The following is a 25,941-nucleotide window of genomic DNA, read 5'->3' as shown; positions in this document are numbered from 1 at the left end:
CATCTGGAAGGCCAGGGTGGGCACTCACAGGTTTCGGGCTCAGGCCTGCGGGGAAGCGAGTTCCACCACGGTGATGTCGGAGGGGGCGCCGACGCGCACGGGCGGGCCCCAGGCGCCCGCACCTCGCGAGACGTACAACTGCGTGTCGCCGTAGCGTTCGTATCCGGCGACGGTGGGGTTGGCGAGCTCCGCCAGGAGGTTCCCCGGCCAGAGCTGGCCCCCGTGCGTGTGGCCGGAGAGCTGGAGTCCGACGCCGTATTCGACGGCCTGGTCGATGACGACGGGCTGGTGCGCGAGGAGGACGGAGGCGCGGCTGCGGTCGCGGTCGCCGAGCGCGCGGGCGAAGTCCGGGCCCTGGCCCTCGCTCTCGCCCGCCACGTCGTTGACTCCGGCGAGGTCGAAGCCGGCGATCTCGACGCGGGCGTTCTCCAGCGGGTGCAGACCCAGCTCGCGTACGTGGTCGACCCATTCGGCGGCGCCGGAGAAGTACTCGTGGTTACCGGTGACGAAGTAGCTGCCGTGGCGGGCTTCGAGCCCGGCGAGCGGCTCGGCCGCGGGACCGAGGTCGGCGACGGATCCGTCGACGAGGTCTCCGACGACGGCGACCAGGTCGGAGCCGGTGGCGTTGATCGCGTCGACGATCCGCCGGGTGTGGGCGCGGCCGAGGATGGGGCCGAGGTGGATGTCGCTGACCACGGCGATGCGGAAGCCGTGGGCGCCCCGCGGGAGTCCGGCGAGGGGGACGGTGATCCGCTTGGTGCGGGGGCCGCGCAGCACCCCGTAGGTGCCGTAGCCGACGGTGCCGAGCCCGGCGACGGCGGCCGCTCCGCCGACGGCACGGGCGACGAAGAGCCGGCGCGAGGGGCCGGCGACGGACGGGGCGGGAGTCTCGGCGCGCGGCGCGAGGTCCGTACGGGTGCTGCCGCCGCCCGAGCCGGGCCCGGAGGTGGTGGCGGAGGCCTGGTGAGGGCGCTCGGAGGCCGGAGCGGCGGCCTGGTCCGTGGGCCGGCCGGCGGTCGCGGTGGCCTGGTCCGTGGGCCCGTCACCGGCCGTCGCGGCCCGGCGGGCGAGCAGCCGGCGCAGCAGGGGCCGGACGGCCTCGCCGACCAGCAGGGCCAGCGTCAGGTAGAGCAGAGCGGCCAGCCAGAGGTAACCCGGCCAGGCGAGCACCTGCTGCACCGGGAAGGGGACCCCGGCGCGGCTGGAGACCAGGGCCCCGACGCTCAGCAGCGGCAGTACGAAGGCCGCGACGGTGCCCGCGCGGCGCGCGAGGCTGTCCTTCGCCGTCGTGTCACCGATCAGCCGGCGCCACACATACCGGTGTACCGCGGCGAGCAGTGCGAGAACCGCGACCGCCACCAGTACGAAGACCACAACCACGTACGCTCCCCCGCTGAAACGATCCTGTACGGACGGCGGCCCACGCCCGGGCCGTCATCTGCCTTCGCGACGCAAAGCCCTGACGCCACGGAACCCGATGACCCCCACAGCCGTCCCCAGAAGAAACGAGGTGATGGCGAGCAGGAGATGGACCCAGAAGTACGCGGTCGGATCGCCCGCGTCGTCGAACGCGAGCCCGCTGCCGTCCTTCCAGAGATTTTTGACAAAGGTGACCCAGATGACCCAGCTCCACGCTCCGAAGACGAGCAGGAACCAGGAGACGGAGCGGCTGAGCTTCATGGAATCAGTATCGCCGCCGCGCTCCCGTCCGATCGCCCGGGGTGGGCTGTCCCGGCGGTATGCACGGCGGGTCAGGCCATCCGGGTCCCCATCCTCAGCAACGCCATGTACGTTTCCGACCGTGCCTGCTCTGAAAAAGACCGTAATGACGGTCCTCTCTGCCGCGTTGCTGTCCGTATGTGTCGTCAGTCCCGCCGGGGCAGCCGACAAGGACAAGACCGACGACAAACAGCCGAAGCCGAACGGTCCGATGTCGACCGTGGGCGGCAAGCGGCTGGGCGAGGTGGGCACCCAGGTCGATCTGGGCCCAGGCGCCCCGGTCCTGCCGAAGGACCTCACCGCACGGTCGTGGATCGTCGCGGACGCGGAGAGCGGGCAGGTGCTCGCGTCGCACAATTCTCACTGGCGGCTGCCGCCCGCCTCCACCCTGAAGATGCTCTTCGCCGACACGGTCCTGCCCGCCCTGCAGCCGAAGTCCCTCACCCATCTGGTGACCGAGGACGAACTCGCCGGCGTCGGTGAGGGAAGCAGCCTGGTGGGCGTCAAGGAGGACCACTCCTACACGGTCCACGACCTGTGGCTCGGCGTCTTCCTGCGCTCCGGCAACGACGCGGTGCACGTGCTCTCCGAGATGTACGGCGGCGTGCCCGCGACGGTCGCCGCGATGCAGCGGCACGCCGAGGAGCTCCAGGCGCTGGACACCACGGTCGTCTCCCCCGACGGTTACGACGCCCCGCACCAGGTCTCCAGCGCGTACGACCTGACGCTGTTCGCCCGGAGCGGCATGCAGAAGGCGGACTTCCGCGAGTACGCCGCAACGGCGACGGCGGAGTTCCCCGGTGAGCAGAAGAAGGGCAAGAAGCGGGAGAGCTTCGAGATCCAGAACACCAACCGGCTGATCACCGGTGACATCGGGGTGGAGCCGTACAAGGGCATCGCGGGCGTCAAGAACGGCTACACCACCCACGCGGGCAACACCTTCACGGGGATCGCCGAGCGCGACGGGAAGGTGCTGCTGGTGACGGTGATGAACCCGTCGTCGGAGGAGAGCCACGCCGTCTACAAGGAGGCCGCCGGCCTGCTCGACTGGGGCTTCTCCGCCAGCGGCAAGGTGACCCCGGTCGGCGAGTTGGTACCGCCGAAGTCCGCCGTGGTCTCGAAGGGCTCGGAACCCGCGGGCACGGGCAAGGGCGCCGCGAAGGAGAAGAAGCCGGCCACGACGTCCCACGCCGCCGCCACCGGCTCCAACGGGGTCTGGACAGCGCTGTCGGTCGCCGGCGGAGTGCTGGTGGCCCTGGCGGCCGCGGTGTTCCTGGTCAACCGGCGCTGGCCGCTGCCCGACCTGGTGCGTCGCCTCCCCCGTCGCTGACCTCCGCGCCCTCCGCCTCCGCTGTGCCGTCCTTGCTCGGCGTCGCCGTCCAGGCGGCACAGACCAGCAGCAGCTTCGCGCTGAAGTTGATCCACAGGAGGAGGGCGATCGGCACGCCGAAGGCGCCGTACATGCTCTTCGAGGCGACATCCCTCATGTAGCTGCCGAGCAGCAGCTTGAGGAGTTCGAAGCCGACCGCGCCGACCAGCGCCGCCACGATCAGCCGCCGGCGCGGCGGCTCCACTCCGGGCAGCAGGGTCAGCAGGTAGAGCAGGATCAGGAAGTCGGCGACGACGGCCACGACGGCGGCGGCCGCCTGGAGCAGCATCCCGCCCGCGCCGTCCTCGGGGATGCCCGCGCGGTCGGCCGTCCAGCCGATGGCCGTGGACGCGACGGTGGAGACCGCGAGGGTCACGAGCGCCGCTCCACCGAGACCGAGCAGCAGACCGGCGTCCTTGAGCTTGCGGACGACCGGGTTCCCCTCGTCCACGTCGTCCTTCTCCCACACGGCGCGCAGGCAGTCCCGCATCGAGCCGATCCAGCCGATGCCGGTGAAGAGCAGCAGCACACCGGCGACGACCCCGACCGTGCCCGCGTGGGCCACGAGGCTGTCGATGCCGAGCTGGTCCGAGATGCCGGGCACCTGCTCGGCGAGCTTGTCCTCGATCTTGTCGAGCTGCTGGGGGGAGAGCAGCGCGGCGCCGATGGCGGCACCGACGGCGATCAGCGGGAAGAGCGCCAGGAAGCTGAGGAAGGTGATCGCCGCGGCGAGCCTGGTCCAGTGGACCCGGTCCAGCGTCTCGTAGGAGCGCCAGGCGTGCGTCTCCATCAGCCGTGCGACGAACGGCCCGACGACGGGGAGTTTCTTCAGCCAGTCCATGCACTACGCGTACCCTCCCGGGCACGGAAAACCGTCGCCCGGGGCCGCCCGGATCACCAATCACCCATTTCGGTGAGTGCTGTAACAAATCCCTCAAACGGGTTTTATTGGGCGATACGGTCACTACCACGTCCGTCGACACCCCGCTAGGAGTTATCCCGTGAAGGACGCCTTCGGTGCCCCGCGTTCCCTGCTCGTCCTCGGCGGCACCTCGGAGATCGGGCTGGCCACCGCGCGGCGGCTGATCGCCCGCCGCACCCGGGCCGTCCAGCTGGCCGGGCGGCCCTCCCCCGCCCTGGAACGCGCTGCGGCCGAGCTGCGCGAGCTGGGCGCCGACGTCCGAACCGTCGCCTTCGACGCGCTCGACTCCGCCTCCCACGAGGAGGTGCTCGGGAAGCTCTTCACCGACGGGGACATCGACATGGTGCTGCTGGCCTTCGGGGTCCTGGGCGACCAGGCGCGCGACGAGGAGGAGCCCCTGGCCGCGGTCCGGGTGGCGCAGACCAACTACACGGGAGCGGTCTCCGCGGGTCTGGTGTGCGCCGGCGCACTCCAGGCGCAGGGACATGGGTCGCTGGTGGTGCTCTCCTCGGTGGCGGGCGAGCGCGCCCGGCGCGCCGACTTCATCTACGGCTCCAGCAAGGCGGGCCTGGACGCCTTCGCGCAGGGGCTCGGCGACGCGTTGCACGGGACGGGGGTGCACGTGATGGTCGTACGCCCCGGCTTCGTGCGGTCGCGGATGACCGCCGGGCGCGAGGAGGCACCGCTCGCCACGACCCCGGGCGCGGTCGCGGACGCGATCGTGACGGGGCTGCGGCGGCGCTCGGAGACGGTGTGGGTCCCCGGGGCGCTGCGCGTGGTGATGTCGGCCCTGCGGCACGTGCCGCGTCCGCTGTTCCGGCGACTGCCGGTGCGGTAGGCCACCGCGGTCAGGCCGGGCTCAGGGGTGCAGGGACGGCCGGTCCATGGAGCTGCCGCCCTGGGCCGGTACGGCGGGTGCGGCGCCGCCGCCGCCGAAGGGGAACTCGTTGATCTTGCGCCAGACGCCGTCCGCGCCCTGCTCGTAGAGCGCGAAGGAACCACAGGTCCAGGCCGCCTCGTACGAGGAGAGCTCCTCGTACGCCCGGTCCATGGCCTCCTCCGCGATGCCGTGCGCCACGGTCACATGCGGGTGGTACGGGAACTGCAGCTCGCGCACCAGGGGCCCGGACGCCTCCCGGACCCGCTTCTGGAGCCAGGAGCAGGCCGAGGCGCCCTCGACGACCTGGACGAAGACGACCGGCGAGAGCGGGCGGAAGGTGCCCGTGCCCGACAGGCGCATCGGGAAGGGCCGGCCGGCCGTGGCGATCTGGGAGAGGTGGGTCTCGATCGCCGGCAGGTCGGCCGCCTCGGCCTCGGTCGGCGGAAGAAGGGTGACGTGGGTGGGGATGCCGTACGCGGCAGGGTCCCCGAAGCTCGCGCGCCGCTCCTGGAGCAGGCTGCCGTACGGCTCCGGGACCGCGATCGAAACGCCAAGCGTTACGGTCCCCACATCGTTCTCCTCAATCTTCGAAGGTCGTTCTTCGGTCGTGCCGACGCCAGTGTGGCCCCTTCGGCCGTGGTCCCGCCAGGGTCCTTGGACTCAGTGCTTCGCAGGCAGAAGGCCCATCCGGTCATAGGTCTGCGCCAGTGTCTCGGCGGCGACGGTCCTGGCCTTCTCGGCCCCCTTGGCCAGCAGGGCGTCCAGGGTCTCCGGGTCGTCCAGGTACTCCTGGGTCCGGGTCCGGAACGGGGTGACGAACTCCACCATGACCTCGGCGAGGTCGGTCTTGAGCGCGCCGTACCCCTTGCCCTCGTACTTCTGTTCAAGGTCCGTGACGGCGGTGCCGGTGAGGGTGGAGTAGATGCTCAGGAGGTTGCTGACGCCGGGCTTCTTCTCCGTGTCGTAGCGGATCACCGTGTCCGTGTCGGTCACCGCGCTCTTGACCTTCTTGGCGGTGACCTTCGGGTCGTCGAGGAGGTTGATCAGGCCCTTCGGCGTGGACGCCGACTTGCTCATCTTGATCGACGGGTCCTGGAGATCGAAGATCTTCGCCGTCTCCTTGAGGATGTACGGCGCCGGGATCGTGAACGTCTCGCCGAAGCGGCCGTTGAAGCGCTCGGCGAGGTCCCGGGTGAGCTCGATGTGCTGGCGCTGGTCCTCGCCGACCGGGACCTGGTTCGCCTGGTAGAGCAGGATGTCGGCGACCTGGAGGACCGGGTAGGTGAAAAGGCCCACGGTCGCCCGTTCGGCGCCCTGCTTCGCGGACTTGTCCTTGAACTGCGTCATGCGGGACGCCTCGCCGAAGCCGGTGAGGCAGTTCATGATCCAGCCGAGCTGGGCGTGTTCGGGGACATGGCTCTGGACGAAGAGCGTGCACCGCTCCGGATCGACCCCGGCCGCCAGCAACTGTGCGGCGGCGAGCCGGGTGTTGGCCCGGAGCTCCTTCGGGTCCTGCGGCACGGTGATCGCGTGCAGGTCCACCACCATGTAGAAGGCGTCGTGGGACTCCTGCAGCGCCACCCACTGGCGGACCGCACCGAGATAGTTGCCGAGGTGGAACGAGCCTGCGGTGGGCTGGATTCCGGAAAGCACGCGGGGTCGATCAGAGGCCATGGAGCCATTGTCTCAGGTGTGGAACCGATCTCCGGCAACCGGTGGAGGAAAGATGTGAGGGCGCGGGAAGGGGCTCGGCCGGGGGGCCGCCGCGGCGGCGGGGCCTCGGTGATCACCCGTGCGCGGACCGGGGCACCGCGATGAATGAGACGAGAAACACGGTCCGCCCGGCAGGGTGTGCGCGGTGTCCGTGAGGCGCGCCGCACGCGGAAGGTTTCCAGGTCCTGGATCCGACCGACGATACAAAGTGGGCACCACCCCCGCCCCCGCCGCACGACGAACGGAGATCCCGTGTCGACCACGGAAACCGCCATCGCCTCCGCCGAGGCGCACAGCGCGCACAACTACCACCCGTTGCCCGTCGTCGTCGCCTCGGCGGACGGCGCCTGGATGACCGATGTCGAGGGGCGCCGTTACCTCGACATGCTCGCCGGCTACTCGGCGCTCAACTTCGGGCACGGCAACAGGCGCCTGATCGACGCGGCCAAGGCTCAGCTCGAACGCGTGACCCTGACTTCCCGCGCCTTCTACCACGACCGGTTCGCCGAGTTCTGTACACAGCTCGCCGAGCTCTGCGGCATGGAGATGGTCCTCCCCATGAACACGGGGGCCGAGGCCGTGGAGACGGCCGTGAAGACGGCCCGCAAGTGGGGCTACCGCGTCAAGGGCGTCCCGGACGGCATGGCGAAGATCATCGTCGCCGCCGACAACTTCCACGGCAGGACGACCACGATCGTCAGCTTCTCCACCGACCATGAGGCTCGGGACGACTTCGGCCCTTACACACCGGGGTTCGAGATCGTTCCGTACGGGGATCTCACCGCGCTGTCCGGAGCGATGACGGAGAACACCGTCGCGGTGCTGATGGAGCCGATCCAGGGCGAGGCCGGGGTGCTGGTTCCGCCGCCGGGCTATCTGGCCGGGGTGCGGGAGATGACCCGGGAGCGGAACGTGCTGTTCATCGCGGACGAGATCCAGTCGGGCCTGGGCCGCACGGGCCGGACCTTCGCCTGCGAGCACGAGGGCGTCGTCCCCGACATGTACGTGCTGGGCAAGGCGCTGGGCGGTGGCGTCGTACCCGTCTCGGCCGTCGTGTCGTCCTCCGCGGTCCTCGGTGTGTACAGGCCGGGCGAGCACGGGTCGACCTTCGGCGGGAATCCGCTGGCCTGCGCGGTGGCCCTGGAGGTGGTCGCGATGCTGCGCACCGGTGAGTTCCAGCAGCGGGCGGCGGAGCTGGGCGACCATCTCCACCACGAGCTCGGGCTGCTGGCCGGCGGCGGCGCGGTGGAGGCCGTGCGGGGCCGGGGCCTGTGGGCGGGGGTCGACGTCTCCCCGGCCCTCGGGACGGGCCGGGAGATCTCGGAGAAGCTGATGGACCGCGGGGTGCTGGTCAAGGACACCCACGGCTCCACGATCCGGATCGCCCCTCCCCTGGTGATCAGCAAGGAGGACCTCGACTGGGGCCTGGACCAGCTCCGCGGCGTACTGGCCGGCTGAGCGCCCGGTCCGGCCGCGGGCGCCCGGTCAGAGGATGACGTGGGGCAGGAAGCGCGCGTACTCGTCCGTGACCAGCCCCGCCGATTCCCGGATGCCGAGCCCGGCGGCCTCGTCCTCGACCACCCAGGCGCCGAGCACCACCCGGTTGCCCGCGAAGTCGGGCAGGGGGGCCAGCTCCTGGTAGCAGCAGGGCTCGTCGCGCAGGACCGGGGCGCTGCCCGGTTCGTGGACGGTGACCCCGGCGCCCTCACGGCCGAGCAGCGGCTTGGCGACGTAGCCCGCCCCGTCCGGCCCGGCCAGCTCGCGGGGTCCGTCGAGGTAGGCGGGGAGGAGGTTGGGGTGGCCCGGGTACAGCTCCCAGAGGATGGGCAGCAGCGCCTTGTTGGAGAGGAGCATCTTCCAGGCGGGCTCGATCCAGCAGGTGCTGCCGGTTCCTCCGCCGTTGTCCAGGGTCTCCAGCACATGCGGTCCGAAGCGGTCCGTCGCCAGCCATTCCCACGGGTACAGCTTGAAGCAGCTGCGGATGAAGCGGAGCCGCTCGTCGACGAAGCGGCGGGACAGCCGGTCCCAGCCGATCCGCTCGACGGAGAGCGCCCGGGTCTCGATCCCGGCCTGCTCGGCGGTCTCCCTCAGATACGCCACCGTCATCAGGTCCTCGCCCAGCTCGTCGCCGTCGGAGTGGGCGAAGTGGAGAGGGCCGGGCGGCAGCAGCGGCGCCTGCCGCTTCCAGGCGTCGACGAGGCGCTCGTGCAGGGAGTTCCACTGGTCGGCGCCGGGGAAGCGGTCCTCCATCCAGAACCACTGGGGGCTGGCGGCCTCCACCAGCGAGGTGGGGGTGTCGGCGTTGTACTCCAGCATCTTGGCCGGGCCGGTCCCGTCGTACCGCAGGTCGAACCTGCCGTACAGGGAGGGCAGTTCGGCGCGGCGCCGCCAGGACTCGGCGATCAGGCCCGCCAGCCGGGTGTCCGTGATGCCGAGATCGGCGAAGCGGTCGTGCTCGACGATGTGCGCGGCGGCGGCCAGACACATCGTGTGGAGCTCCTCCACGACCTCCTCCAGCGCCTCGACCTCGGGCAGGGAGAAGACGTAGTAGGCGCTCTCGTCCCAGTAGGGGCGCAGGGAGCCGTCCGGGTAGCGGGTCAGGGGGTAGATCAGCCCCTGCTCCTCGACGGTCTCCTGCCAGCCGGGGCGCGGTTCCGTGGTGCGGCGTTCCATGAGGGGTCTCAGCCGCCGCTGGAGCCGGAGGAGCCGAATCCGTCGCGCTCGACCGCGGACTTGTCGAAGCTGCCGCCGGAAACGCGGTTGTTGTGGCTGCTGCCGCCGTAGTAGTACTTCCCGCTGCCGTTGCTGTCCTCGCACTCGTACTCCGGCAGGATCTCCTGGGTGACCCGGTCGACGCACCGCTCGTCCGGTTCCGAGCCGCACGCGGTGAGCGTCGCCGCGAGTACTCCCATGCCGCCGAGCACGACGGTGCTCGACCTCAGCTTGCGCCTGTCCATGTGCTGTTCTCCCCCGTCGTACCCACGGGCCGGTGTACGCCCACCCGCCAACTGCCAGTCAGATTAGATGCACGATCCCCCCGACTGAAACCCGGTGCCGCCCACTCTCCGGCGTCACGCCTACGGCAGCACCCGGCAGAGCGCGTCCAGCGCCCCCGCCCATCCGCTCTCCGACGGCGTGCCGTAACCGATGACCAGCCCGTCGCGGCCGGGGGCCGCGTCCTGGTGCCGGAAGCGCGAGAGCCGCTCCAGCGCGAGCCCCTGCCAGGTGGCCGCCTGGACGACCGACTGCTCGGTCCCCTCGGGGAGTTCGAGCACGGCGTGCAGCCCCGCCGCGATGCCGCTCACCTCGAAGTCCGGTGCCCGCTCGGCGAGCGCCTCGACGAGCTGGTCACGACGGCGCCGGTAGCGCAGCCGCATCGCCCGCACGTGCCGGTCGTACGCTCCTGAGGCGATGAGCTCCGCGAGGGTCAGCTGGTCCGGCGCCGCGGACATCCAGTCGAAGCCGCCCTTCGCGTCGCACACCTCGTCCACCAGTCCCTCCGGCAGCACCATCCAGGCCAGCCGCAGCCCGGGCGCCAGGGACTTACTGGCCGTCCCCATGTAGACCACCCGTTCCGGGTCGAGGCCCTGGAGGGCGCCCACCGGCTGGCGGTCGTAGCGGAACTCGCCGTCGTAGTCGTCCTCCAGGATCAGACCGCCCGAGGACCGCGCCCAGTCGACCGCCGCGGCCCGCCGGTCGGGATGGAGCGGGACGCCCGTGGGGAACTGGTGGGCTGGGGTCAGCAGCACCGCGCCCACGCCCGGTGCCCCTCCCAGCTCCCCGGTCCTGGCCCCGAGCGCGTCCACCGGGAGGCACGGGGTGCGCAGGCCGGCGTCGGCCAGGAGGTTCCAGTGGATGTCCAGCCCGTACGACTCGACGGCCGCCGCCCGCACCTTGCGGCGTCGCAGCACCTTCCCCATCAGCGTGAGCCCGTGGACGAATCCGGAGCAGATCACGATGCGCTCCGGGTCCGCGTACACCCCGCGTGCCCGTGCCAGGTAGTCCGCCAGCACGCTCCGCAACTCGAAGCGGCCCTGCGGGTCGTCGTACCCGAAGGCGGCGTCGGGGGCGGCGGTGAGGGCCCGTCTGGCGGCCTTGAGCCACTCGGCGCGGGGGAACGCCGAGAGGTCCGGCGAGCCCGGCATCAGGTTGTGGACGGGCCGCCGTCGCACCTGCCGGCCCGCGGCCCCCCGGGCGGCGGGTCCGGGCGCGTCGGCCCGCTGCGCGACCCTGGTCCCCGAACCCTGCCGCGCGGTGAGCCAGCCCTCCGCCACGAGCTCGGCGTAGGCGTCGGCGACGGTGTTGCGTGCGATCCCGAGATCCACGGCGAGCGTCCGGGACGAGGGCAACCGCGTGCCCGGGATCAGCCGTCCGGTGCGCACGGCCTCACGCAGCGCGTTCATCAGCCCGCTGCGCAGGCCCGTGCCGACCGGTTCGATATGCAGGTCGGCGCCGAAAGCGGCCCAGGAATCTGTCATGGAAATGGACCATACCGGTGCGCCATCCGACCGTTAACTTCGCATCATGACGACGCACGCACAGCACCACACACCCACCGACAACGCCCCCGAGCACCCCGCCCGCCTGCAGTGGGCCCAGCTCGTCCCGGATGTCTACAAGGCCATGGTCCGGCTGGACGCCGCGTCCCGTCAGGGACTGGACCCGACACTGCTCGAACTGGTGAAGGTCCGCGCCTCGCAGCTCAACCACTGCGCCCTCTGCCTGGACATGCACTCGAAGGACGCCCTCGCGGCGGGCGAGTCCGTCGAGCGGCTCATCCAGCTCAGCGCCTGGGAGGAGTCGCAGCACTTCTACACGGAGAAGGAGATCGCGGCGATCCAGCTGACGGAGGCGGTGACGGTCCTGACCGACGGTTTCGTGCCGGACGAGGTCTACGCGAAGGCCGCGAAGCGGTTCGAGGAGGCCGAGCTGGCGCAGCTGATCGCCGCGATCACGGTGATCAACGCCTGGAACCGGTTCGGTGTGACCTGCCGGATGGCCCCGGGGCACCACACGCCCGGCGACATCAAGCACTGAGCCGCAGCCGCCGAGCCCCGTACCCACCTCCCGCCCCGGAGCCCTGATGAACGAGCCCGTGTCCGTCTTCCGCGCCCTGCACCACGGCCGCCCCTCCGGCGACCCGCTGGTCCTGCCCGGCCCGTGGGACGCCGCGAGCGCCCGCGTGTTCGAGGAGGCAGGCTTTCCCGCCCTGGCCACCCCGAGCGCGGGTGTCGCCGCCTCCCTCGGTCACGCCGACGGGGAGACGCCGGCGGACGAGATGTTCGCGGCGGTGGCGAGGATCGCCCGAGCGGTGTCCGTTCCCGTCTCGGCGGACGTCGAGGCCGGTTACGGTCTGGCCCCGGACGAGCTCGTCGACCGCCTCCTGGAGGCCGGGGTCGTCGGCTGCAACCTGGAGGACTCGGTGGACGGCGTGCTCGTCGACCCGCCGAGGCAGGCCGACCGGCTCGCCGAGGTGCGCGCGGCGGCGGGCGGGCGTCTCTTCGTCAACGCCCGCATCGATACGTACATCCACGGGGACCCGGCCGCCACGGACGTGGTGGCGGACACGGTGGCCCGCGCCCGGCTCTACGCCGACGCCGGTGCCGACTGCGTCTACCCGATCATGGCCCCGCCGGACACCCTGCCCGCTCTGGCCGCGGCGGTCCCGGTCCCGCTCAACGCGCTCGGCGCACCCGACGGCCGGGCCGCCACCCGCCGGCTCGGCGAGCTCGGCGCGGCACGGATCACCTTCGGCCCGCAGCTCCAGCGCAGGGCGGCGGACGCCGTGCGGGAGCTGGCCGGGCGGCTGCTCGGCGACTGAGCAGACGTACGAGGGCGCCCCCGCAGCTGCTGCTGCGGGGGCGCCCTCGTACGTCCTCCGGGGCCGGCCGGTGGCCGGGCTCCGGTCAGATCAGGCCGAGCTCGCGGACCGCGTCGCGCTCCTCGGAGAGCTCCTGCACCGACGCGTCGATGCGCGCACGGGAGAACTCGTTGATGTCCAGGCCCTGGACGATCTCGTACTTCCCGTCCTTCGTGGTGACCGGGAAGGAGGAGATGATGCCCTCGGGAACGCCGTAGGAGCCGTCCGACGGGATACCCATCGAGGTCCAGTCGCCCTCGGCGGTGCCGTTGACCCAGGTGTGCACGTGGTCGATGGCGGCGTTGGCGGCCGAGGCGGCCGAGGACGCGCCACGGGCCTCGATGATCGCGGCGCCGCGCTTGGCGACGGTCGGGATGAAGGTGTCGGCCAGCCAGGCCTCGTCGTTGACGACCTCGGCGGCGTTCTTGCCGGCGATCTCCGCGTGGAAGATGTCCGGGTACTGGGTCGCCGAGTGGTTGCCCCAGATCGTCAGCCGCTTGATGTCGGAGACGGCGGCACCGGTCCTGGCGGCCAGCTGCGAGATCGCGCGGTTGTGGTCCAGGCGGGTCATCGCGGTGAAGCGCTCGGCCGGTACGTCCGGGGCCGCGGCCTGTGCGATGAGGGCGTTGGTGTTGGCCGGGTTGCCGACGACGAGGACCTTGATGTCGTCCGCGGCGTTGTCGTTGATGGCCTTGCCCTGCGGCTTGAAGATGCCGCCGTTGGCGGACAGCAGGTCGCCGCGCTCCATGCCCTTCGTGCGCGGGCGGGCGCCGACCAGGAGGGCGACGTTGGCGCCGGCGAAGCCGACGTTGGCGTCGTCCGTGATCTCGATGCCGCGCAGCAGCGGGAAGGCGCAGTCGTCGAGCTCCATGGCGGTGCCCTCGGCGGCCTTCAGGCCCTGCGGGATCTCGAGGAGTCGCAGGTTGACCGGCACATCCGGGCCGAGCAGGTGGCCGGAGGCGATGCGGAAGAGCAGCGCGTAGCCGATCTGGCCGGCTGCGCCGGTCACGGTGACATTCACGGGAGTGCGGGTCATGGCGGTCTCCGTTAGACAGCTGGCGGTAGGGGTCCCTGCCCCTGGTGCTGGATACCTCTGAATCTTGACGTGAAGAGATATCCAGCGGTCAGGCTATCCGACCCTCGCCGCAGGAGCCGCCCGGCCCCCTGTGGGACCGCGCACAGTCGGTCACGCAGCGCAGCGGCTCCGCTGCCTTCACACAGCGCAGCGGCTCCCCTGCCTCACGTGCCTCACTCCGGCGTGGTGCAGCCGGTCGTCCCGGAGGCGAGGGTCGCGCAGGCCTTGGCGTCGGAGGCCTTCTTCACGGCGACCATCGGGGTGTACGCCTCGGCGTCGGCGTCCACCGTGCCGTCCTGCTCCGACGGACCGGCGGCGATCTTCACGGTGTCCCCCGGGGACGCCTGGGTGAGACGGGCCCACGCGGCGCCGCAGGTCTCGCTGTAGCGGACCTCGACGAGGCCGCCGCCGACGGTCTCCCTGGCCACCGTGCCGGCGAACTGGCCGCCGCAGCCCATGGCTTCCGGGTCCTGGCCGGTGCAGTCGGCGCCGCTGCACTCGACCCCGGCGGGCAGCTGGGACGCGCTGGTGCCCGGCGCGGCGGACGGCGTCGCGGCGACCGCACCGGTGTCGTCGTCGCCACCCAGATCGGTGAGCATCACGGCCCCGGCCATCAGCAGGAGCGCGCCCACGAGCCCCGCCAGGAAGAGCGTCAGCCTGCGCCGGCCGCCCTCCCGCCGCTCTCCGGGACCGCCCGCCGGGCGGCGTCCGCCGCCGGTGGAGTCCGGCACCGCCCCCGGCTGCGGCTGCTGCGGAATCCGCGGAACCGTGCCGCGCTGGACGGGCACGGACGGCGGACGGCCGCTGTCGCGCCCTCCACCTCCCGGCCCCGCGGCGGTGGAGACTCCCGTACCGCCGCCGTCCGCACTCCTGCCCGCCACGGTGGCCGCGGCCACACCCGCCTCACCGAGCGCCGCACGCGCCTGGGAGATCCTGATGGTCTCCATCGTCATGTCGTGGCGCATCTCGGAGCGGCTCCAGGCCCGCTCGGCCAGCTCCCACATGGTCGTCAGATGGTGCTGCTGAACGCCCGTCACCTCGGCGAGGGCGACGATCGCCCCCTTGGGTGCGAGCAGCCTGCCGTTGAGGTAACGCTCCCACGACGTCCTGCTGTAGCCCGTGCGGTCGGCGACCGCGGCCAGGCTCAGACCGCTGCGGTCCACCAGTCTGCGCAGCTGGCCCGCGAACTCCCGTACCTGCGGATCGAGTTCCTCCGGTAGTGCCTTCCAACGAGGCATTGGTTCCCCCCCAGTCGATTCCCCCGGACGTTCCCCGGCGCGCCCCCGATCCCGGCACCGGGCCCTTCCCCCCTGCCGTCGGAGCGTCTGGTCCTGCGCTCCGGACTACCCAGAAGGATGCACGGATCCAGGATGTCAGTTCCGGACAAAGGGGCGCACGGGGGCATTCGGTATGAGCGCGGCCTCCGCTGTGCGCCGTAGCGCGCACCGCGCACGGTTCCCCTCGTTGCGTGACGATCACACGATGGCGGAATGGTCACTTCCGTGCCACAGGCACCGGGCATCCCTTGAACCCGGTACCTCATGTCCATGACGCTTGACCCAGGACAGGGCAAGGCCGCTCAAGTCACCGCATTCCGGCGCTTCTTGCACCGGCGCCCTGTCCGGTGTCCGTCCCTTCTCGGGGGAGGGGACGGACACCCCTCAGCGGATCGTGAAGTGGACGACGTCCTGCAGGAACGGGACCCGCAGCCAAGGACGGGGCTGCTCCATCAGCGCGAGCAGCACGATCAGCGCGCCCATCAGGCCGTACGTGACCAGGTCGGTGAACCGGGACCGTACGGCGAGCATGCCGACCGAGGGGACCGTCCAGCGGAGCACCGCTCCCGCGAGCAGGGCGACGCCCATCACGATGGCGCCGACCCTGAACGCCTCGGCGAAGGGGTCGATCGCCACGATCAGCAGGCCGATCCCGGCGGTGCAGAGCACCGTGAGCAGCGGCCACTGCCGGGCGGGTGCGGGGGCGTCCCCCGGTGCTGCCCGGCCGCCGCCCTCGGGACGCGCGGTGTCCCGGGTCAGCGAGAAGCGACGCGAGGGCGCCCAGGTCGAGCCACTCCGCCCTGCTGCCGCTTCCCCGGAGGCCCCGTCCGCCTCAGTGGTGCCGGGGACCCCCTCTTCCCCGGGGACACCGGCCTCGCCCCGCACTGCCTCTCCCGGTGCCCCGGTCTCCCCTGACACCTGGACCTTCTCGGACACCCGGGCCTCCTCGGCCGTGTCTGCCTCCTCGGCCGGCCCGTCCGCGTGCGTACCGCCCGCCGGACTCGTACCAGCGCCCATGACGTTCCTCCGGTCCGGGTCAGCCCGCGGATGCGGCGGAGTCCTCGGCGGCGCCGCGCTCGGCCGCCTCGACCACGTTGACGAGCAGCTGGGCCCTGGTCATGGGGCCGACGCCGCCCGGGTTCGGGGCGACCCAGGCGGCCACCTCCGCCACTCCGGGGTGGACGTCGCCGACGATCTTTCCGTTCTCGTCACGGCTGACGCCGACGTCCAGCACGGCCGCGCCCGGCTTCACGTCCTCGGGCTTGATCAGGTGGGGCACACCGGCGGCCGCGACGATGATGTCGGCCTTCCTGAGGTGCGCCGAGAGGTCACGGGTGCCGGTGTGGCACTGGGTGACGGTCGCGTTCTCGGACTTGCGCGTCAGCAGCAGCGGGAGGGGGCGGCCGATGGTGACGCCCCGGCCGACGACGACCACATGGGCGCCGTTGATCTCCACACCGTGGCGGCGCAGCAGGGTGACGACGCCCTGCGGGGTGCAGGGCAGCGGGCCGCTCTCGTTCAGCACGAGCTTGCCCAGGTTCATCGGGTGGAGGCCGTCCGCGTCCTTGGCCGGGTCCATCAGTTCCAGGATGCGGTTGGTGTCGATCCCCTTGGGAAGGGGAAGCTGCACGATGTAGCCCGTGCAGTCCGGGTTGGCGTTGAGCTCCCGTACGACCTCCTCGATCTCCTCCTGCGTGGCGGTGTCGGGGAGTTCGCGCTGGATGGAGCCCATGCCGACCTGGGCGCAGTCACGGTGTTTGCCGTTCACGTACCAGCGGCTGCCCGGGTCGTCGCCGACGAGCAGGGTTCCCAGGCCGGGTGTGATGCCCTGTGCCTTGAGGGCCGCCACGCGGACGGTCAGATCGGACTTGATCGCAGCTGCGGTGGCCTTGCCATCGAGAATCTGGGCAGTCATGGCACCCATCCTCGCGGATGACCCCGCCCCCGTACCAATCCTGGCTTGCCACGTGGACGCGAGATTGCACTTGCACAACACATTCGGCGATCGGCTGGACAAAAGGTGGATGTCACGACGACGATAAGGCCCGCATCACTGCGGGCAGTGTCGGGGGGACCAACCGTTAAGATCGCGCAGCTTTCCTCCGTCAGGACCGCGTCGTCCCCACGTCACAACGGAGGAAACCCGCCATGAGCTTCGGCGACCCCAACAACCCCTACGGCCAGCAGCAGGGTGGCCAGCAGCCGGGCGGGCAGCAGCCGGGCTACGGCTACCCGCAGCAGGCCCCGCAGGGTGTCCCGCAGCAGGGTTACGGCTACCCGCAGGCGCCGCCGGTCCAGGGCGGCTACGGCTTCCCGGGCGGACCCACCGAGATGCCCGGCGGTGTGAAGGCCGCGCGCGTCATGCTCTACGTGATCGCGGGCCTCCAGGTCATCGGGACGATCTTCGTCGCCCTCGCCGCCGTGGCCGTGAACGCCGCCAAGGACGACCCGACGCTGCAGGAGGACGTCCAGTTCCAGGAGCTGGCCGACTACTCGGGCAGCGCTCTGTGGGGCATCGCCGTCTTCGCCGTGCTGTGGGGAGTCCTCGCGGTCGTCTTCGCCTCCAAGTTCGGCAAGGGGGGCAACGGGATCCGCATCGCGACGATCGTCTTCGCCGTGATCACCGCGATCCTCGGCATCTACCCCTTCATCGTGATGGGTCTCGTCCACACGATTCTCGCCGTCCTGGTCGTCGTCTTCGTGGCGAAGTCCGACGGCGGCGCCTGGTTCAACCGCCAGCGGCAGCCGCAGTACTGACGTCGCCGTACACACGTCGCGTGAAGGCCGCAGCACCCGCTCACCGGCGGGTGTGCGGCCTTCAGCCGTTTCCGGGCGCCGGGGTGGTCCGCTCCATGACGACGAAGGAGCCCACCTCGCGGGTGACCCGGTAGCGCGCCTCGGGGTGGAGCTGCTGGGCGTACTTCACCGGGTCGTCGATCGGCCGCGACCAGCCGAAGTCCAGGTTGATCGCGACGACGTCGGGTGCGGTGCCGGGTGCCCCGCCGACCCAGTAGACCGTGCGGTCCCCGGTCAGGTGCGCCATCAGCGTGATGTCCGTCTCCACCCGCGCGCCCACGGGTATCGCCTCCAGCGCCTCTTCGGCGGCGTGGGTGCGGGCGTCGGCGCGGTACGTCTCCGGGCGCAGCAGGTCGCGGAGCGGGAGGTGCTGGGTGAGGGCGACGGCGATCGCCACCGCGACGGGGACGGCGACGTTCGCGTAGGAGACGAGCCAGGGCCGCTTCGAGCCCCGGCTGCGCCGGATGCCGTCGGCCATGGCCAGGAAGATCACCGGCATCAGGATCGCGCTGTAGTGCCAGACCATGCCCCAGTGGTTGGAGTCCTGGGAGAGCAGACGCCAGCCGAGCGTGGGCAGGACGAGCAGGACCAGCGGTGAGCGGAGCGCCATGAAGGCGGTGATGCCGACGAGGAAGACCAGCATCTCCAGCTTGACGGAGGAGTCGAGCACACCGAGGACGGAGTCGAGCAGGGAGACCTCCTGCCCGCCGTTCTCCTCGATCTTCTTCCAGTAGTCGTACGTCCCCGCGCTGCTGGCCGCCGGGATGAGCACCAGCACGGTCAGCGCGAACGCGAACACGCCGAAGGCCGCCAGCAGGAACCCCTGGAGCCGCCGCCCGTACAGGGCCAGGAGCAGGCCGACGACGGCGACGGTGATCCCGAGGTCCTCCTTGACCAGGACCAGCGGCAGCGACCACAGGACGACGGCCCGCGGGCGCTCCATGAGGAGGGCACGGCAGGCCAGGGCCAGCAGCGGGACGGCGAACGCTATCTCGTGGAAGTCGGCCTTCACCGCTTCCTGGAGCCCCCAGGACAGCCCGTACGCGACGGTGACGCAGAGGCCGGAGCGGCCGCCCAGGATCTGCTGGACGGTGCGCCCGACGATGACCGCGGAGCCGGCGAAGAGCGCGGCCTGGGCGAACAGCAGGGCGACGGCGGACGGCCAGATCCAGTAGAGCGGGACGAGGAGCGCCACCACGGGGCTGAAGTGGTCGCCGAGTATCAGATAGCCCGGTCCCTTGATGTCGACGACCGGCGCGTCGAAACCGGCGTACGCGCGCACCTCCTGCTCGAAGATGCCCAGGTCCCAGGAGGGCGACTGGAAGTGGCTGTACCGCAGGTACGCGTAGAGGAAGTAGAGCGCGCACAGGACCACGGCGGCGATGAGGTACGGGCGCAGCGGCGCCGGGTGCGTACCGACGGCCGGCTCAGGGGCCTGCTCTCCGGACGCCTCGGTCTCGCTCTGGTTCAGGTCAAGCACGGTGCCCCCGCAACGAAATCCCTCACTGGTCACTGCCGGTCCCGCCCGGCACGGCCCGACAAGGCCATTCATTAGAACAGAGGGACGACTGATCTCCGTACGCCGGGACGCGCCGCAGGCCGCACCCGGAACGGGTACGGCCTGCGGGATGTCACTGCGGGCGCCGTCAGTGGAAGAAGTGGCGCGTGCCCGTGAAGTACATGGTCACGCCCGCCTTCTGCGCGGCCTCGACGACGAGCTCGTCACGGACCGAGCCGCCCGGCTGGGCGACGGCCTTGATGCCGGCGGCGGTCAGGATCTCCAGACCGTCGGGGAAGGGGAAGAAGGCGTCGGACGCGGCGTACGAACCCTGGGCCCGCTCCTCGCCCGCCCGCTCGACCGCGAGCTTCGCGGAGTCGACACGGTTGACCTGTCCCATGCCGACGCCGACCGACGCACCGTCCTTGGCGAGCAGGATCGCGTTGGACTTGACCGCCCGGCAGGCCTTCCACGCGAAGGAGAGCTCCTTCAGCTCCTCGGCGGACAGTGCCTCACCGGCGGCGAGGGTCCAGTTGGCCGGGTCGTCGCCGTCGGCCTGGAGCCGGTCGGTGACCTGGAGGAGCGCGCCGCCGTCGATCGGCTTCACCTCGAACGCGGACGTCGGGGCCTCGGGGCAGCGCAGCACGCGGATGTTCTTCTTGCGGGCGAGGATCTCGACCGCACCGTCCTCGTACGCCGGGGCGACGATGACCTCGGTGAAGATCTCCGCGACCTGCTCGGCCATCGCGACGGTCACCGGGCGGTTGACGGCGATGACGCCGCCGTAGGCGGACAGCGGGTCGCAGGCGTGCGCGTTGCGGTGCGCCGTCGCGACGTCGTCGGCGATCGCGATGCCGCACGGGTTGGCGTGCTTGATGATCGCGACGCACGGCTCGGCGTGGTCGTAGGCGGCACGGCGGGCGGCGTCGGTGTCCGTGTAGTTGTTGTAGGACATCTCCTTGCCGTGCAGCTGCTCGGCCTCGGCGAGGCCACCCTCGCCCTCGGTGTAGAGCGCGGCCGGCTGGTGCGGGTTCTCGCCGTAGCGCAGGACGTTCTTACGCGTGAAGGTGTCACCGAGGAACTCGGGGAGGCCCGAGTCACCGGCGGCTGCGTAGTCGCCCGCGAACCAGGAGGCGACGGCCACGTCGTAGGCGGCGGTGTGCCGGAAGGCCTCGGCGGCGAGCCGCGTGCGGGCGGTCAGGTCGAAGCCACCCGCCTTGACCGCGGCGAGGACGTCGGCGTAACGCTCGGGGCTCGTCACCACGGCCACGGACGGGTGATTCTTGGCGGCGGCGCGGACCATCGAGGGGCCGCCGATGTCGATCTGCTCCACGCACTCGTCGTCGGACGCGCCGGAGGCGACGGTGGCCTTGAACGGGTAGAGGTTGACGACCACCAGGTCGAACGGCTCCACGCCGAGCTCGGCGAGCTGCTCGCGGTGGGCGTCCAGGCGCAGGTCGGCGAGGATGCCGGCGTGCACGCGGGGGTGCAGCGTCTTGACGCGGCCGTCGAGGCACTCGGGGAAGCCGGTGAGCTCCTCGACCTTGGTGACCGGCACCCCGGCGGCTGCGATCTTCCCGGCGGTGGAGCCGGTGGACACCAGCTCGACACCCGCCTCGTGCAGACCGCGGGCGAGGTCTTCGAGCCCCGTCTTGTCGTAGACGCTGACCAGGGCGCGGCGGATGGGCTTATTCACCGACATGACCGAGATGAACCTTTCGTCCCTCAATGCGATAGCCGTCGCGGGCGAGCCGCCCCACGGCCTCGACGAGCAGCTTGCGCTCGACTTCCTTGATGCGTTCGTGGAGGGCGGCTTCGCCCTCCACCGTTTCCTCTTCGGTCACCTCGACCACGCCCTGCGCGATGATCGGACCGGTGTCGACGCCGTCGTCGACGAAGTGGACGGTGCACCCGGTGACCTTCACGCCGTACGCGAGTGCGTCGCGGACGCCGTGAGCACCGGGAAAGCTGGGGAGCAGGGCGGGGTGGGTGTTGACGATCCGGCCGCCGAACCCGGCGAGGAACTCCTTGCCCACGATCTTCATGAATCCCGCGGATACGACGAGGTCCGGACGGTGTTCCGCCACGGCCGCCGTCAGGGCCGCGTCCCACTCCTCGCGGCTCGCGTACTCGCCGAGCTTGCACACGAAGGTGGGAAGCCCGGCCCGCTCGGCACGCTCGATGCCGAGGGTGCCGTAGCGGTCCGCGCCGACCGCGACGATCCGGGCGCCGTAGCCATCGGGGTCGTCACCGATCGCGTCGAGGAGTGCCTGGAGGTTCGTGCCTGAGCCGGAGACGAGCACGACCACACGGGCCGGAGCGGCGGAGAGGGGCGGGGAGGCCACGGCAGGGCCCTTTCTCGCGTGGTGCAGCAGGTACGCGATGTACAGGAGGTGCGTTTGTATGGTCGTACGAAAGAAGCTCGTCCCGGGATACGGGGAACTCTACGAACGGTTCGACCGTCAGCAACGATACCGGCACACCCGGCGGCCCCCACGGGACGGGGGCGTAGCCGGGAGGTAGCGTCAGGGGACAGGGAACCGCCCCCGGGCGGAAATGACGAGATGGGGAAGACGTTCACCACATGCCGGACCGCCTCCGCACCGCCCTTGGCCACCCGCTGCCCGAGCGGGCATCCACGCTGATGCGGGAACGCCAGTCCTCATCGCCGGACTCCTCGTCGGGCTCGGGTTCCTCTTCGGGTTCGTCGTCGGGCTCGGGTTCCTCGTCCGGGTCGTCCGGGTCGTCCGACGACAATCCGTTCGCGGCACCGCCCGAGGACCGGCCCGATCAGCCCTGGCAGCCACGCCACCCTCCCCACACGCCGAACCACGGCAACGGCGGAAGCGATGACGGCGGCGAGGGACAGTCCGACGACCGCCCCGTCTGGGGCAGCCAGTGGAGCGACCAGCAGCCGGGCCGGCAGAGCGGCGGCTTCGGCGGCCGTCCCGGCGGCACCGGCGGACCGCGCGGCCAGGGCGGTGGCCCGGAGGGCAGCCCCGGCGGGCTGCGCTGGGACCCGACCGACCCCGCCCAGCGGCGGGCGCGGTACGCGGTGCTCGGCGGCATGTGGGCGTTCTTCTTCGCCCTCTTCGACTTCCCCGAGATCGCGATGCTTCTCGGCGCCCTCGCCGTGTACTGGTCGATCAGCGCCCTCCGTGGCGGGCCGCGGAAGAACCAGGCGGCCGGCACCGGGCAGGCGGCGGTGTCCGGCGCGAGCAGCCCTGACCGGGCCACCGCGCCCCCGCAGCCGGGGGCCGCGCCCGTCGTCGCGCAGAGCAGCAGCCGTCAGCAGACGACGGCGGCCGTCAGCGGCCTGGTGACGGCGCTCCTGGCCCTGGCGATCGTGGCCACCGGCTATACGGTCCAGCTGGTCTACCGCGACTACTACACCTGCGTGAACGACGCACTCACCAAGACCGGCGCCATCGCCTGCAACGACAAGCTGCCCGACCCGCTGGAGCCCTTCTTCGGCGTGAAGAAGTAGCTCCGCCCCGCGCTGGAACGCTCGTCACGGAGCAGCTTCCCGGCCGGGTTCCGGGTGCCCCTCGGCATCCGGGACCCGGCCGTTCGGCGTATCCGGGCCGGCAACGGGCTCGGGCTCGGGAACGGGAACGGTGGCCGGGGCTGGAACAGGCGCGGGTGCGGTCACGGGGGCCGACGCGGGCGCCGGAGCGGGCGCGTGCGCGGCAACCGGTGCGGGGGCCGGCGTGGACGGCGGCGTGGGTGTCGGCGCGGCGGCCGGTACCGGGCCGGGTGCGGGCTCCACGTCCGCCGGGAAGTCCGCCATCAGCCCGCCCGACCTCTTCTTCAGCGCGGCCAGGCGCGCCTCGCTCGCCCCGCCCTCGTGCCACGGGCCCGCCGACAGGAAGTCGTACGGCTCCGCGCCCTCGCCCGCTCCCCCGGACCCCTCCTCCGTACTCGGCTCCGGCTTCTGCCCCGGTTCCGCCGTCGCCCGCTCCCCCTTCAGCGCGTCCCACCGCCATCCCCACCGGTGTTCCCTCAGCCGCCACGCCCTGAGCAGCAGCGCCGCCGGTACGCCGATCACCGCCGTCCACGCGAGAGCGGCCGGGCCCACCAGCCACCACACGGGGCCGAACTCCGCGAGCGCCCCGGTGCCCAACGGGCCCCCCGAGACCGCCGCCAGTACCGACGCGCCGGCCCCGCAGCCCAGGGCCGCCAGCCCCGCCACCAGCGCGGTACGCGCCTGACCCCACGCCTCCTCACGCGCCCCGCGCTCAGCAACCGCCCCCCGGGCGACGAACCGGGCGACGGCCAGGGCCGCGACGGACGGCACCGCGACCGCCGCCCAGTTCGCGAGCGTCCCCGGGCCGTGGGACGGCACCGCGGCGAGCAGCGGGAAGTCGGGCAGCGTGGGGGGCCCGGTGAACGCGAGCGGTGTGACCACGGACTCCGTGCCGAGGGCGAATCCCGGCCCGAGGCCGTAGGCGGCGCCCCACATCGCCGCGTTCGGCACGAGCGCCGTCGCCAGCAGAAGGACGGAGATCCGGCCCGCCCAGTCGCCCGAGAGCCCCACGAACGATTCCCGTGCCGCCCCCGTGTGCCACACCAGTGCCACCGCGACCAGCAGTGCCCCGCCGCCGAGCAGCGTGAGCACACCGACGGCGGCCGACCGCAGTGCCACCGCGGCCCCGGACCGGAAACGGGAGTGGGCTGCGGCCTCCTGCAGCCTCAGCGGCGCCCAGACCAGCAGCGGGGTCAAGGGACGCCCACGGGCCGTCCACACCCCCGCGGCGGCCGCGGCGGCCACCACGAAGGTGACGGGGAAGGCGAGCGAGGCCCGGTCGGCGGGCAGCGCCCCGTCCCGCGCGTAGGCCGCCGCGGCCAGCGCCACCAGCAGATATCCGGCGCCCACCGCGCAGAACGCCCCGACCGCCGAGTGTCCGCGCGACGCCTTCTCCTCGGTCTCCGCCGAGTCCCTGGCGGCCCGGTGCAGCAGCCACACGGGCAGCACGACGAGCAGCAGCGGGACCGTCCCCACGGGCGCGGGATGGCCTCCCACCGTGTCGGCCCTGACGAGTTCGGCACCGTGGGCGAGCAACCAGATCCCGGTCGCCACATGGAGGGCCCCGGCGGGCCCGCTGTCCGGGTACGGAGAGCTGATCCACAGCACCATGACCAGGACCGCCAGCGCGCCCAGCCCGAGCCCGGCGGCCAGCGCCCCGCGTACGAAGGCGGAGGCCAGTGCGGCGGACCTGCTCCGCTCGGCCGGCAACGTCGGGCTGCGTTCGGTCACTTGGGTCACGCGGCCATGCTGCCAACGACACGCGCTGATTCCGTGTAACGGGCGAATGGCCGTGGTGTCGCCCAATATACGTTTATGTACTTTTTCACCCAGTGCAGCGCCATCGGGGACGGAGGCCGGGCATGACGCGAAGCGCCACCGGCCCGGCTCCCGCCGCCCCCCTGCCATCCCCGAAGGAGCGCCGCAGACTGCGCGAGGCCAGGGCACTGAGTGAGGAACAGGTCGCTGCGGCCGTGGGAGTCACGCCCGCCACCGTCCGCGCCTGGGAGACAGGGCGCACGAGCCCGCGGGGCCCGCGGCGCACGGCCTACGCCAGGCTCATCGGCTGCGACGAACACCGCCCTGCGCCGCCCCCCTCCGTCGAAGCCACCGGGAGCAGCACGATGTCCCCGACCGAGCCCGGCACCGGCACCACCCCGGACACGCCCACGCCCGGAAAGCCCTCCTTCCACACCCCCACGCCGAAGGCGCCGGCCCTGGGCGTCCCTGCCCAGGACGTCCCTGCTCAGGACGTCCCTGCTCAGGACGTCCCTGCTCAGGACGTCCCTGCTCAGGGCGGGAGCGCGCCCAGGACCACGGCGCCGGACGCGCACGACCCCGCTCCGCAGCCCCGGCCTGCCCTCACCGCCGAAGAGGCGTACGACGCGCTGTACGGCCGCACGGCACCGGGTCTCACCCGTCAGATGTACCTGCTGACCGGCCGCCGGAAGCTCGCCCGGGAAGCCGTCGAACACGCCTTCCGGATCGCCTGGCAGCGCTGGCCCGAGGTGGCCAGGGACCGCGATCCGGCGGGCTGGGTGCGGGCGGCGTCGTACGAGTACGCGATGTCGCCCTGGCACCGGCTGCGCCGCACCCACCGCCGGCCCGACGCGCTGCCCGAGGACCCGGCGCGGCGTGCGCTGCTCGACGCACTGCTCGGCCTGCCGCCCGTGTACCGGCGCACCCTGCTGCTCCACGACGGGGTGGGGCTCGGGCTGCCCGAGACGGCGGCGGAGACGGAGGCGAGCACTCCCGCCACGGCGAGCAGACTGCTCAACGCCCGGGCCGCCGTCGCCGAGCGGCTGCCCGGAACGGTGGAGTCGACGGAGCCCGGCGGCAGGCCGGCACTCCACGACCGGCTGGGCGCACTCGCCGTCGCGGAAGAGGTGCCCGAACCGCCACCGGCCCCCGCCGTCCGCGCGGGCAGCGAGCGCATCGCCGAGCTCTGGACCCGGGCGGCGCTCTGCTTCGGGGTGCTGCTCATCGGCACGACCGCCTTCACCCTGTACACGGCCCCCACCCAGTACGAGCAGCCGCTGGCACCCGCAGAACGTGTCGGCGGCGTTTTTCCGCGGGGTGGGCCGGAGAAGCCGACGCCGCAGGACCTGAAACTGCAGAAATCGCTGCGGGGCGAGCTGACGCACGGCCCGGAGCGGCTGGTGCCACGGATTCCCTGACCGGAGCCCGGATGGAACTCTCCGGCGGGGATCCCTCCGGCGGGCGTCCGGAACGGAAACGGCGCGGGCCCGCACCCCTTCGATGAGGGGTGCGGGCCCGCGCCGTTTCCGCTGTGAGGCGGTGCGACGG

At 72.0% G+C, this 25,941-nt stretch carries 24 protein-coding genes; 8 read left to right on the top strand and 16 right to left on the bottom strand.

All coding sequences use genetic code 11. The features are described from left to right. Positions 1–39 precede the first annotated feature (39 nt). On the bottom strand, positions 40–1,380 hold the full coding sequence (locus ACIBCU_RS08570) for a metallophosphoesterase (RefSeq protein ID WP_399230163.1): 1,341 nt from the start codon (positions 1,378–1,380) through the stop codon (positions 40–42). A gap of 54 nt (positions 1,381–1,434) precedes the next feature. Then, a complete protein-coding gene (locus ACIBCU_RS08565) occupies positions 1,435–1,680 on the bottom strand; it encodes an SCO4848 family membrane protein (RefSeq protein ID WP_362935435.1) in 246 nt (81 codons plus the stop codon). A 121-nt stretch (positions 1,681–1,801) separates the two neighbouring features. Here ACIBCU_RS08565 and ACIBCU_RS08560 point away from each other — a divergent pair, with 121 nt between their 5' ends. Beyond that, complete coding sequence (locus tag ACIBCU_RS08560) at positions 1,802–3,049, top strand: D-alanyl-D-alanine carboxypeptidase (RefSeq protein ID WP_362935432.1); 1,248 nt, start codon at positions 1,802–1,804, stop codon at positions 3,047–3,049. Here the strand turns inward: ACIBCU_RS08560 and ACIBCU_RS08555 are convergent. Then, positions 2,997–3,929, bottom strand: a complete 933-nt coding sequence (locus tag ACIBCU_RS08555; RefSeq protein WP_362935429.1) for a YihY/virulence factor BrkB family protein — start codon at positions 3,927–3,929, stop codon at positions 2,997–2,999. The two genes, ACIBCU_RS08560 and ACIBCU_RS08555, sit on opposite strands and share 53 nt — an antisense overlap. 160 nt (positions 3,930–4,089) lie before the next feature. On the opposite strand from ACIBCU_RS08555, the gene ACIBCU_RS08550 reads away from it, so the two are divergent. After that, the gene (locus ACIBCU_RS08550) at positions 4,090–4,848 is read left to right on the top strand and encodes a decaprenylphospho-beta-D-erythro-pentofuranosid-2-ulose 2-reductase (RefSeq protein ID WP_362935426.1); all 759 of its coding nucleotides are present in this window, start codon (positions 4,090–4,092) and stop codon (positions 4,846–4,848) included. Positions 4,849–4,869: 21 nt separating this feature from the next. Here ACIBCU_RS08550 and ACIBCU_RS08545 read toward each other — a convergent pair whose 3' ends face one another. Beyond that, positions 4,870–5,460, bottom strand: a complete 591-nt coding sequence (locus ACIBCU_RS08545; protein WP_362935423.1) for a 2'-5' RNA ligase family protein — start codon at positions 5,458–5,460, stop codon at positions 4,870–4,872. Positions 5,461–5,550: 90 nt separating this feature from the next. Then, a complete protein-coding gene (trpS, locus tag ACIBCU_RS08540) occupies positions 5,551–6,564 on the bottom strand; it encodes a tryptophan--tRNA ligase (RefSeq protein ID WP_362935420.1) in 1,014 nt (337 codons plus the stop codon). Positions 6,565–6,855: 291 nt separating this feature from the next. Between trpS and rocD the strand changes: the two genes are divergently transcribed. Beyond that, positions 6,856–8,061 carry an ornithine--oxo-acid transaminase gene (rocD, locus tag ACIBCU_RS08535; protein WP_362935417.1) on the top strand — a complete coding sequence of 402 codons (1,206 nt, stop codon included), beginning with the start codon at positions 6,856–6,858 and terminating at the stop codon, positions 8,059–8,061. 27 nt (positions 8,062–8,088) lie between these two features. Here rocD and ACIBCU_RS08530 read toward each other — a convergent pair whose 3' ends face one another. The 3 genes from ACIBCU_RS08530 to ACIBCU_RS08520 all read right to left on the bottom strand — a co-directional run bounded on the left by ACIBCU_RS08530 (position 8,089) and on the right by ACIBCU_RS08520 (position 11,081). After that, a complete protein-coding gene (locus ACIBCU_RS08530; protein ID WP_399230159.1) occupies positions 8,089–9,276 on the bottom strand; it encodes a glutathionylspermidine synthase family protein in 1,188 nt (395 codons plus the stop codon). A gap of 8 nt (positions 9,277–9,284) precedes the next feature. Next, the gene (locus tag ACIBCU_RS08525) at positions 9,285–9,560 is read right to left on the bottom strand and encodes a hypothetical protein (protein WP_362943664.1); all 276 of its coding nucleotides are present in this window, start codon (positions 9,558–9,560) and stop codon (positions 9,285–9,287) included. Between the two features lie 120 nt (positions 9,561–9,680). Then, positions 9,681–11,081: a PLP-dependent aminotransferase family protein gene (locus ACIBCU_RS08520; protein WP_399230156.1), complete on the bottom strand. Its 1,401-nt coding sequence runs from the start codon at positions 11,079–11,081 to the stop codon at positions 9,681–9,683. Positions 11,082–11,127: 46 nt separating this feature from the next. Here ACIBCU_RS08520 and ACIBCU_RS08515 point away from each other — a divergent pair, with 46 nt between their 5' ends. Together ACIBCU_RS08515 and ACIBCU_RS08510 are read left to right on the top strand one after the other, a co-directional pair. After that, a complete protein-coding gene (locus ACIBCU_RS08515) occupies positions 11,128–11,640 on the top strand; it encodes a carboxymuconolactone decarboxylase family protein (RefSeq protein ID WP_399230154.1) in 513 nt (170 codons plus the stop codon). A 46-nt stretch (positions 11,641–11,686) separates the two neighbouring features. Continuing rightward, positions 11,687–12,424: an isocitrate lyase/phosphoenolpyruvate mutase family protein gene (locus tag ACIBCU_RS08510; RefSeq protein WP_399230152.1), complete on the top strand. Its 738-nt coding sequence runs from the start codon at positions 11,687–11,689 to the stop codon at positions 12,422–12,424. 85 nt (positions 12,425–12,509) lie between these two features. Here ACIBCU_RS08510 and ACIBCU_RS08505 read toward each other — a convergent pair whose 3' ends face one another. The 4 genes from ACIBCU_RS08505 to ACIBCU_RS08490 all read right to left on the bottom strand — a co-directional run bounded on the left by ACIBCU_RS08505 (position 12,510) and on the right by ACIBCU_RS08490 (position 16,730). Then, positions 12,510–13,499, bottom strand: coding sequence for a malate dehydrogenase (locus ACIBCU_RS08505; RefSeq protein ID WP_362942827.1), 990 nt, complete (start codon positions 13,497–13,499; stop codon positions 12,510–12,512). Positions 13,500–13,711: 212 nt separating this feature from the next. Further along, on the bottom strand, positions 13,712–14,776 hold the full coding sequence (locus ACIBCU_RS08500; RefSeq protein ID WP_362942824.1) for a DUF2690 domain-containing protein: 1,065 nt from the start codon (positions 14,774–14,776) through the stop codon (positions 13,712–13,714). Between the two features lie 423 nt (positions 14,777–15,199). Beyond that, the gene (locus tag ACIBCU_RS08495) at positions 15,200–15,832 is read right to left on the bottom strand and encodes a DUF3017 domain-containing protein (protein WP_362942821.1); all 633 of its coding nucleotides are present in this window, start codon (positions 15,830–15,832) and stop codon (positions 15,200–15,202) included. Positions 15,833–15,851: 19 nt separating this feature from the next. Next, positions 15,852–16,730 carry a bifunctional methylenetetrahydrofolate dehydrogenase/methenyltetrahydrofolate cyclohydrolase gene (locus ACIBCU_RS08490; protein WP_399230149.1) on the bottom strand — a complete coding sequence of 293 codons (879 nt, stop codon included), beginning with the start codon at positions 16,728–16,730 and terminating at the stop codon, positions 15,852–15,854. A gap of 233 nt (positions 16,731–16,963) precedes the next feature. On the opposite strand from ACIBCU_RS08490, the gene ACIBCU_RS08485 reads away from it, so the two are divergent. Then, positions 16,964–17,572, top strand: a complete 609-nt coding sequence (locus ACIBCU_RS08485) for a hypothetical protein (RefSeq protein ID WP_399230147.1) — start codon at positions 16,964–16,966, stop codon at positions 17,570–17,572. 61 nt (positions 17,573–17,633) lie between these two features. Here ACIBCU_RS08485 and ACIBCU_RS08480 read toward each other — a convergent pair whose 3' ends face one another. The 3 genes from ACIBCU_RS08480 to purN all read right to left on the bottom strand — a co-directional run bounded on the left by ACIBCU_RS08480 (position 17,634) and on the right by purN (position 21,454). Continuing rightward, on the bottom strand, positions 17,634–19,091 hold the full coding sequence (locus ACIBCU_RS08480) for a DUF2079 domain-containing protein (protein WP_399230145.1): 1,458 nt from the start codon (positions 19,089–19,091) through the stop codon (positions 17,634–17,636). Between the two features lie 166 nt (positions 19,092–19,257). Further along, positions 19,258–20,811, bottom strand: coding sequence for a bifunctional phosphoribosylaminoimidazolecarboxamide formyltransferase/IMP cyclohydrolase (gene purH, locus ACIBCU_RS08475; RefSeq protein ID WP_399230142.1), 1,554 nt, complete (start codon positions 20,809–20,811; stop codon positions 19,258–19,260). Continuing rightward, entirely contained in the window at positions 20,798–21,454 is a 657-nt protein-coding gene (gene purN / locus ACIBCU_RS08470; RefSeq protein ID WP_399230139.1) for a phosphoribosylglycinamide formyltransferase, read from the bottom strand. The genes purH and purN overlap by 14 nt, the downstream gene beginning before the upstream one ends. A 239-nt stretch (positions 21,455–21,693) precedes the next feature. On the opposite strand from purN, the gene ACIBCU_RS08465 reads away from it, so the two are divergent. Continuing rightward, positions 21,694–22,596 carry a hypothetical protein gene (locus ACIBCU_RS08465; protein WP_399230137.1) on the top strand — a complete coding sequence of 301 codons (903 nt, stop codon included), beginning with the start codon at positions 21,694–21,696 and terminating at the stop codon, positions 22,594–22,596. Positions 22,597–22,620: 24 nt separating this feature from the next. Here ACIBCU_RS08465 and ACIBCU_RS08460 read toward each other — a convergent pair whose 3' ends face one another. After that, on the bottom strand, positions 22,621–24,366 hold the full coding sequence (locus tag ACIBCU_RS08460) for a DUF6350 family protein (protein ID WP_399230877.1): 1,746 nt from the start codon (positions 24,364–24,366) through the stop codon (positions 22,621–22,623). 131 nt (positions 24,367–24,497) lie between these two features. Between ACIBCU_RS08460 and ACIBCU_RS08455 the strand changes: the two genes are divergently transcribed. Next, entirely contained in the window at positions 24,498–25,811 is a 1,314-nt protein-coding gene (locus ACIBCU_RS08455) for a helix-turn-helix domain-containing protein (RefSeq protein WP_399230135.1), read from the top strand. The last annotated feature ends 130 nt before the right edge of the window (positions 25,812–25,941 follow it).

This window comes from Streptomyces sp. NPDC051064, assembly GCF_044455985.1.
Lineage (GTDB): Bacteria > Actinomycetota > Actinomycetes > Streptomycetales > Streptomycetaceae > Streptomyces.
This window is presented reverse-complemented; position numbering and strand designations above follow the sequence as displayed.

What these genes read in the sequence shown, in the direction of transcription:
- ACIBCU_RS08565 (WP_362935435.1), bottom strand. Translation starts at nt 1,680, where the DNA reads ATGAAGCTCAGCCGCTCCGTCTCCTGGTTCCTGCTCGTCTTCGGAGCG.
- ACIBCU_RS08555 (WP_362935429.1), bottom strand. Translation starts at nt 3,929, where the DNA reads ATGGACTGGCTGAAGAAACTCCCCGTCGTCGGGCCGTTCGTCGCACGG.
- trpS (WP_362935420.1), bottom strand. Translation starts at nt 6,564, where the DNA reads ATGGCCTCTGATCGACCCCGCGTGCTTTCCGGAATCCAGCCCACCGCA.
- ACIBCU_RS08530 (WP_399230159.1), bottom strand. Translation starts at nt 9,276, where the DNA reads ATGGAACGCCGCACCACGGAACCGCGCCCCGGCTGGCAGGAGACCGTC.
- ACIBCU_RS08525 (WP_362943664.1), bottom strand. Translation starts at nt 9,560, where the DNA reads ATGGACAGGCGCAAGCTGAGGTCGAGCACCGTCGTGCTCGGCGGCATG.
- ACIBCU_RS08520 (WP_399230156.1), bottom strand. Translation starts at nt 11,081, where the DNA reads ATGACAGATTCCTGGGCCGCTTTCGGCGCCGACCTGCATATCGAACCG.
- ACIBCU_RS08515 (WP_399230154.1), top strand. Translation starts at nt 11,128, where the DNA reads ATGACGACGCACGCACAGCACCACACACCCACCGACAACGCCCCCGAG.
- ACIBCU_RS08510 (WP_399230152.1), top strand. Translation starts at nt 11,687, where the DNA reads ATGAACGAGCCCGTGTCCGTCTTCCGCGCCCTGCACCACGGCCGCCCC.
- ACIBCU_RS08505 (WP_362942827.1), bottom strand. Translation starts at nt 13,499, where the DNA reads ATGACCCGCACTCCCGTGAATGTCACCGTGACCGGCGCAGCCGGCCAG.
- ACIBCU_RS08500 (WP_362942824.1), bottom strand. Translation starts at nt 14,776, where the DNA reads ATGCCTCGTTGGAAGGCACTACCGGAGGAACTCGATCCGCAGGTACGG.
- ACIBCU_RS08495 (WP_362942821.1), bottom strand. Translation starts at nt 15,832, where the DNA reads ATGGGCGCTGGTACGAGTCCGGCGGGCGGTACGCACGCGGACGGGCCG.
- ACIBCU_RS08490 (WP_399230149.1), bottom strand. Translation starts at nt 16,730, where the DNA reads ATGACTGCCCAGATTCTCGATGGCAAGGCCACCGCAGCTGCGATCAAG.
- ACIBCU_RS08485 (WP_399230147.1), top strand. Translation starts at nt 16,964, where the DNA reads ATGAGCTTCGGCGACCCCAACAACCCCTACGGCCAGCAGCAGGGTGGC.
- purH (WP_399230142.1), bottom strand. Translation starts at nt 20,811, where the DNA reads ATGTCGGTGAATAAGCCCATCCGCCGCGCCCTGGTCAGCGTCTACGAC.
- ACIBCU_RS08465 (WP_399230137.1), top strand. Translation starts at nt 21,694, where the DNA reads ATGCCGGACCGCCTCCGCACCGCCCTTGGCCACCCGCTGCCCGAGCGG.
- ACIBCU_RS08455 (WP_399230135.1), top strand. Translation starts at nt 24,498, where the DNA reads ATGACGCGAAGCGCCACCGGCCCGGCTCCCGCCGCCCCCCTGCCATCC.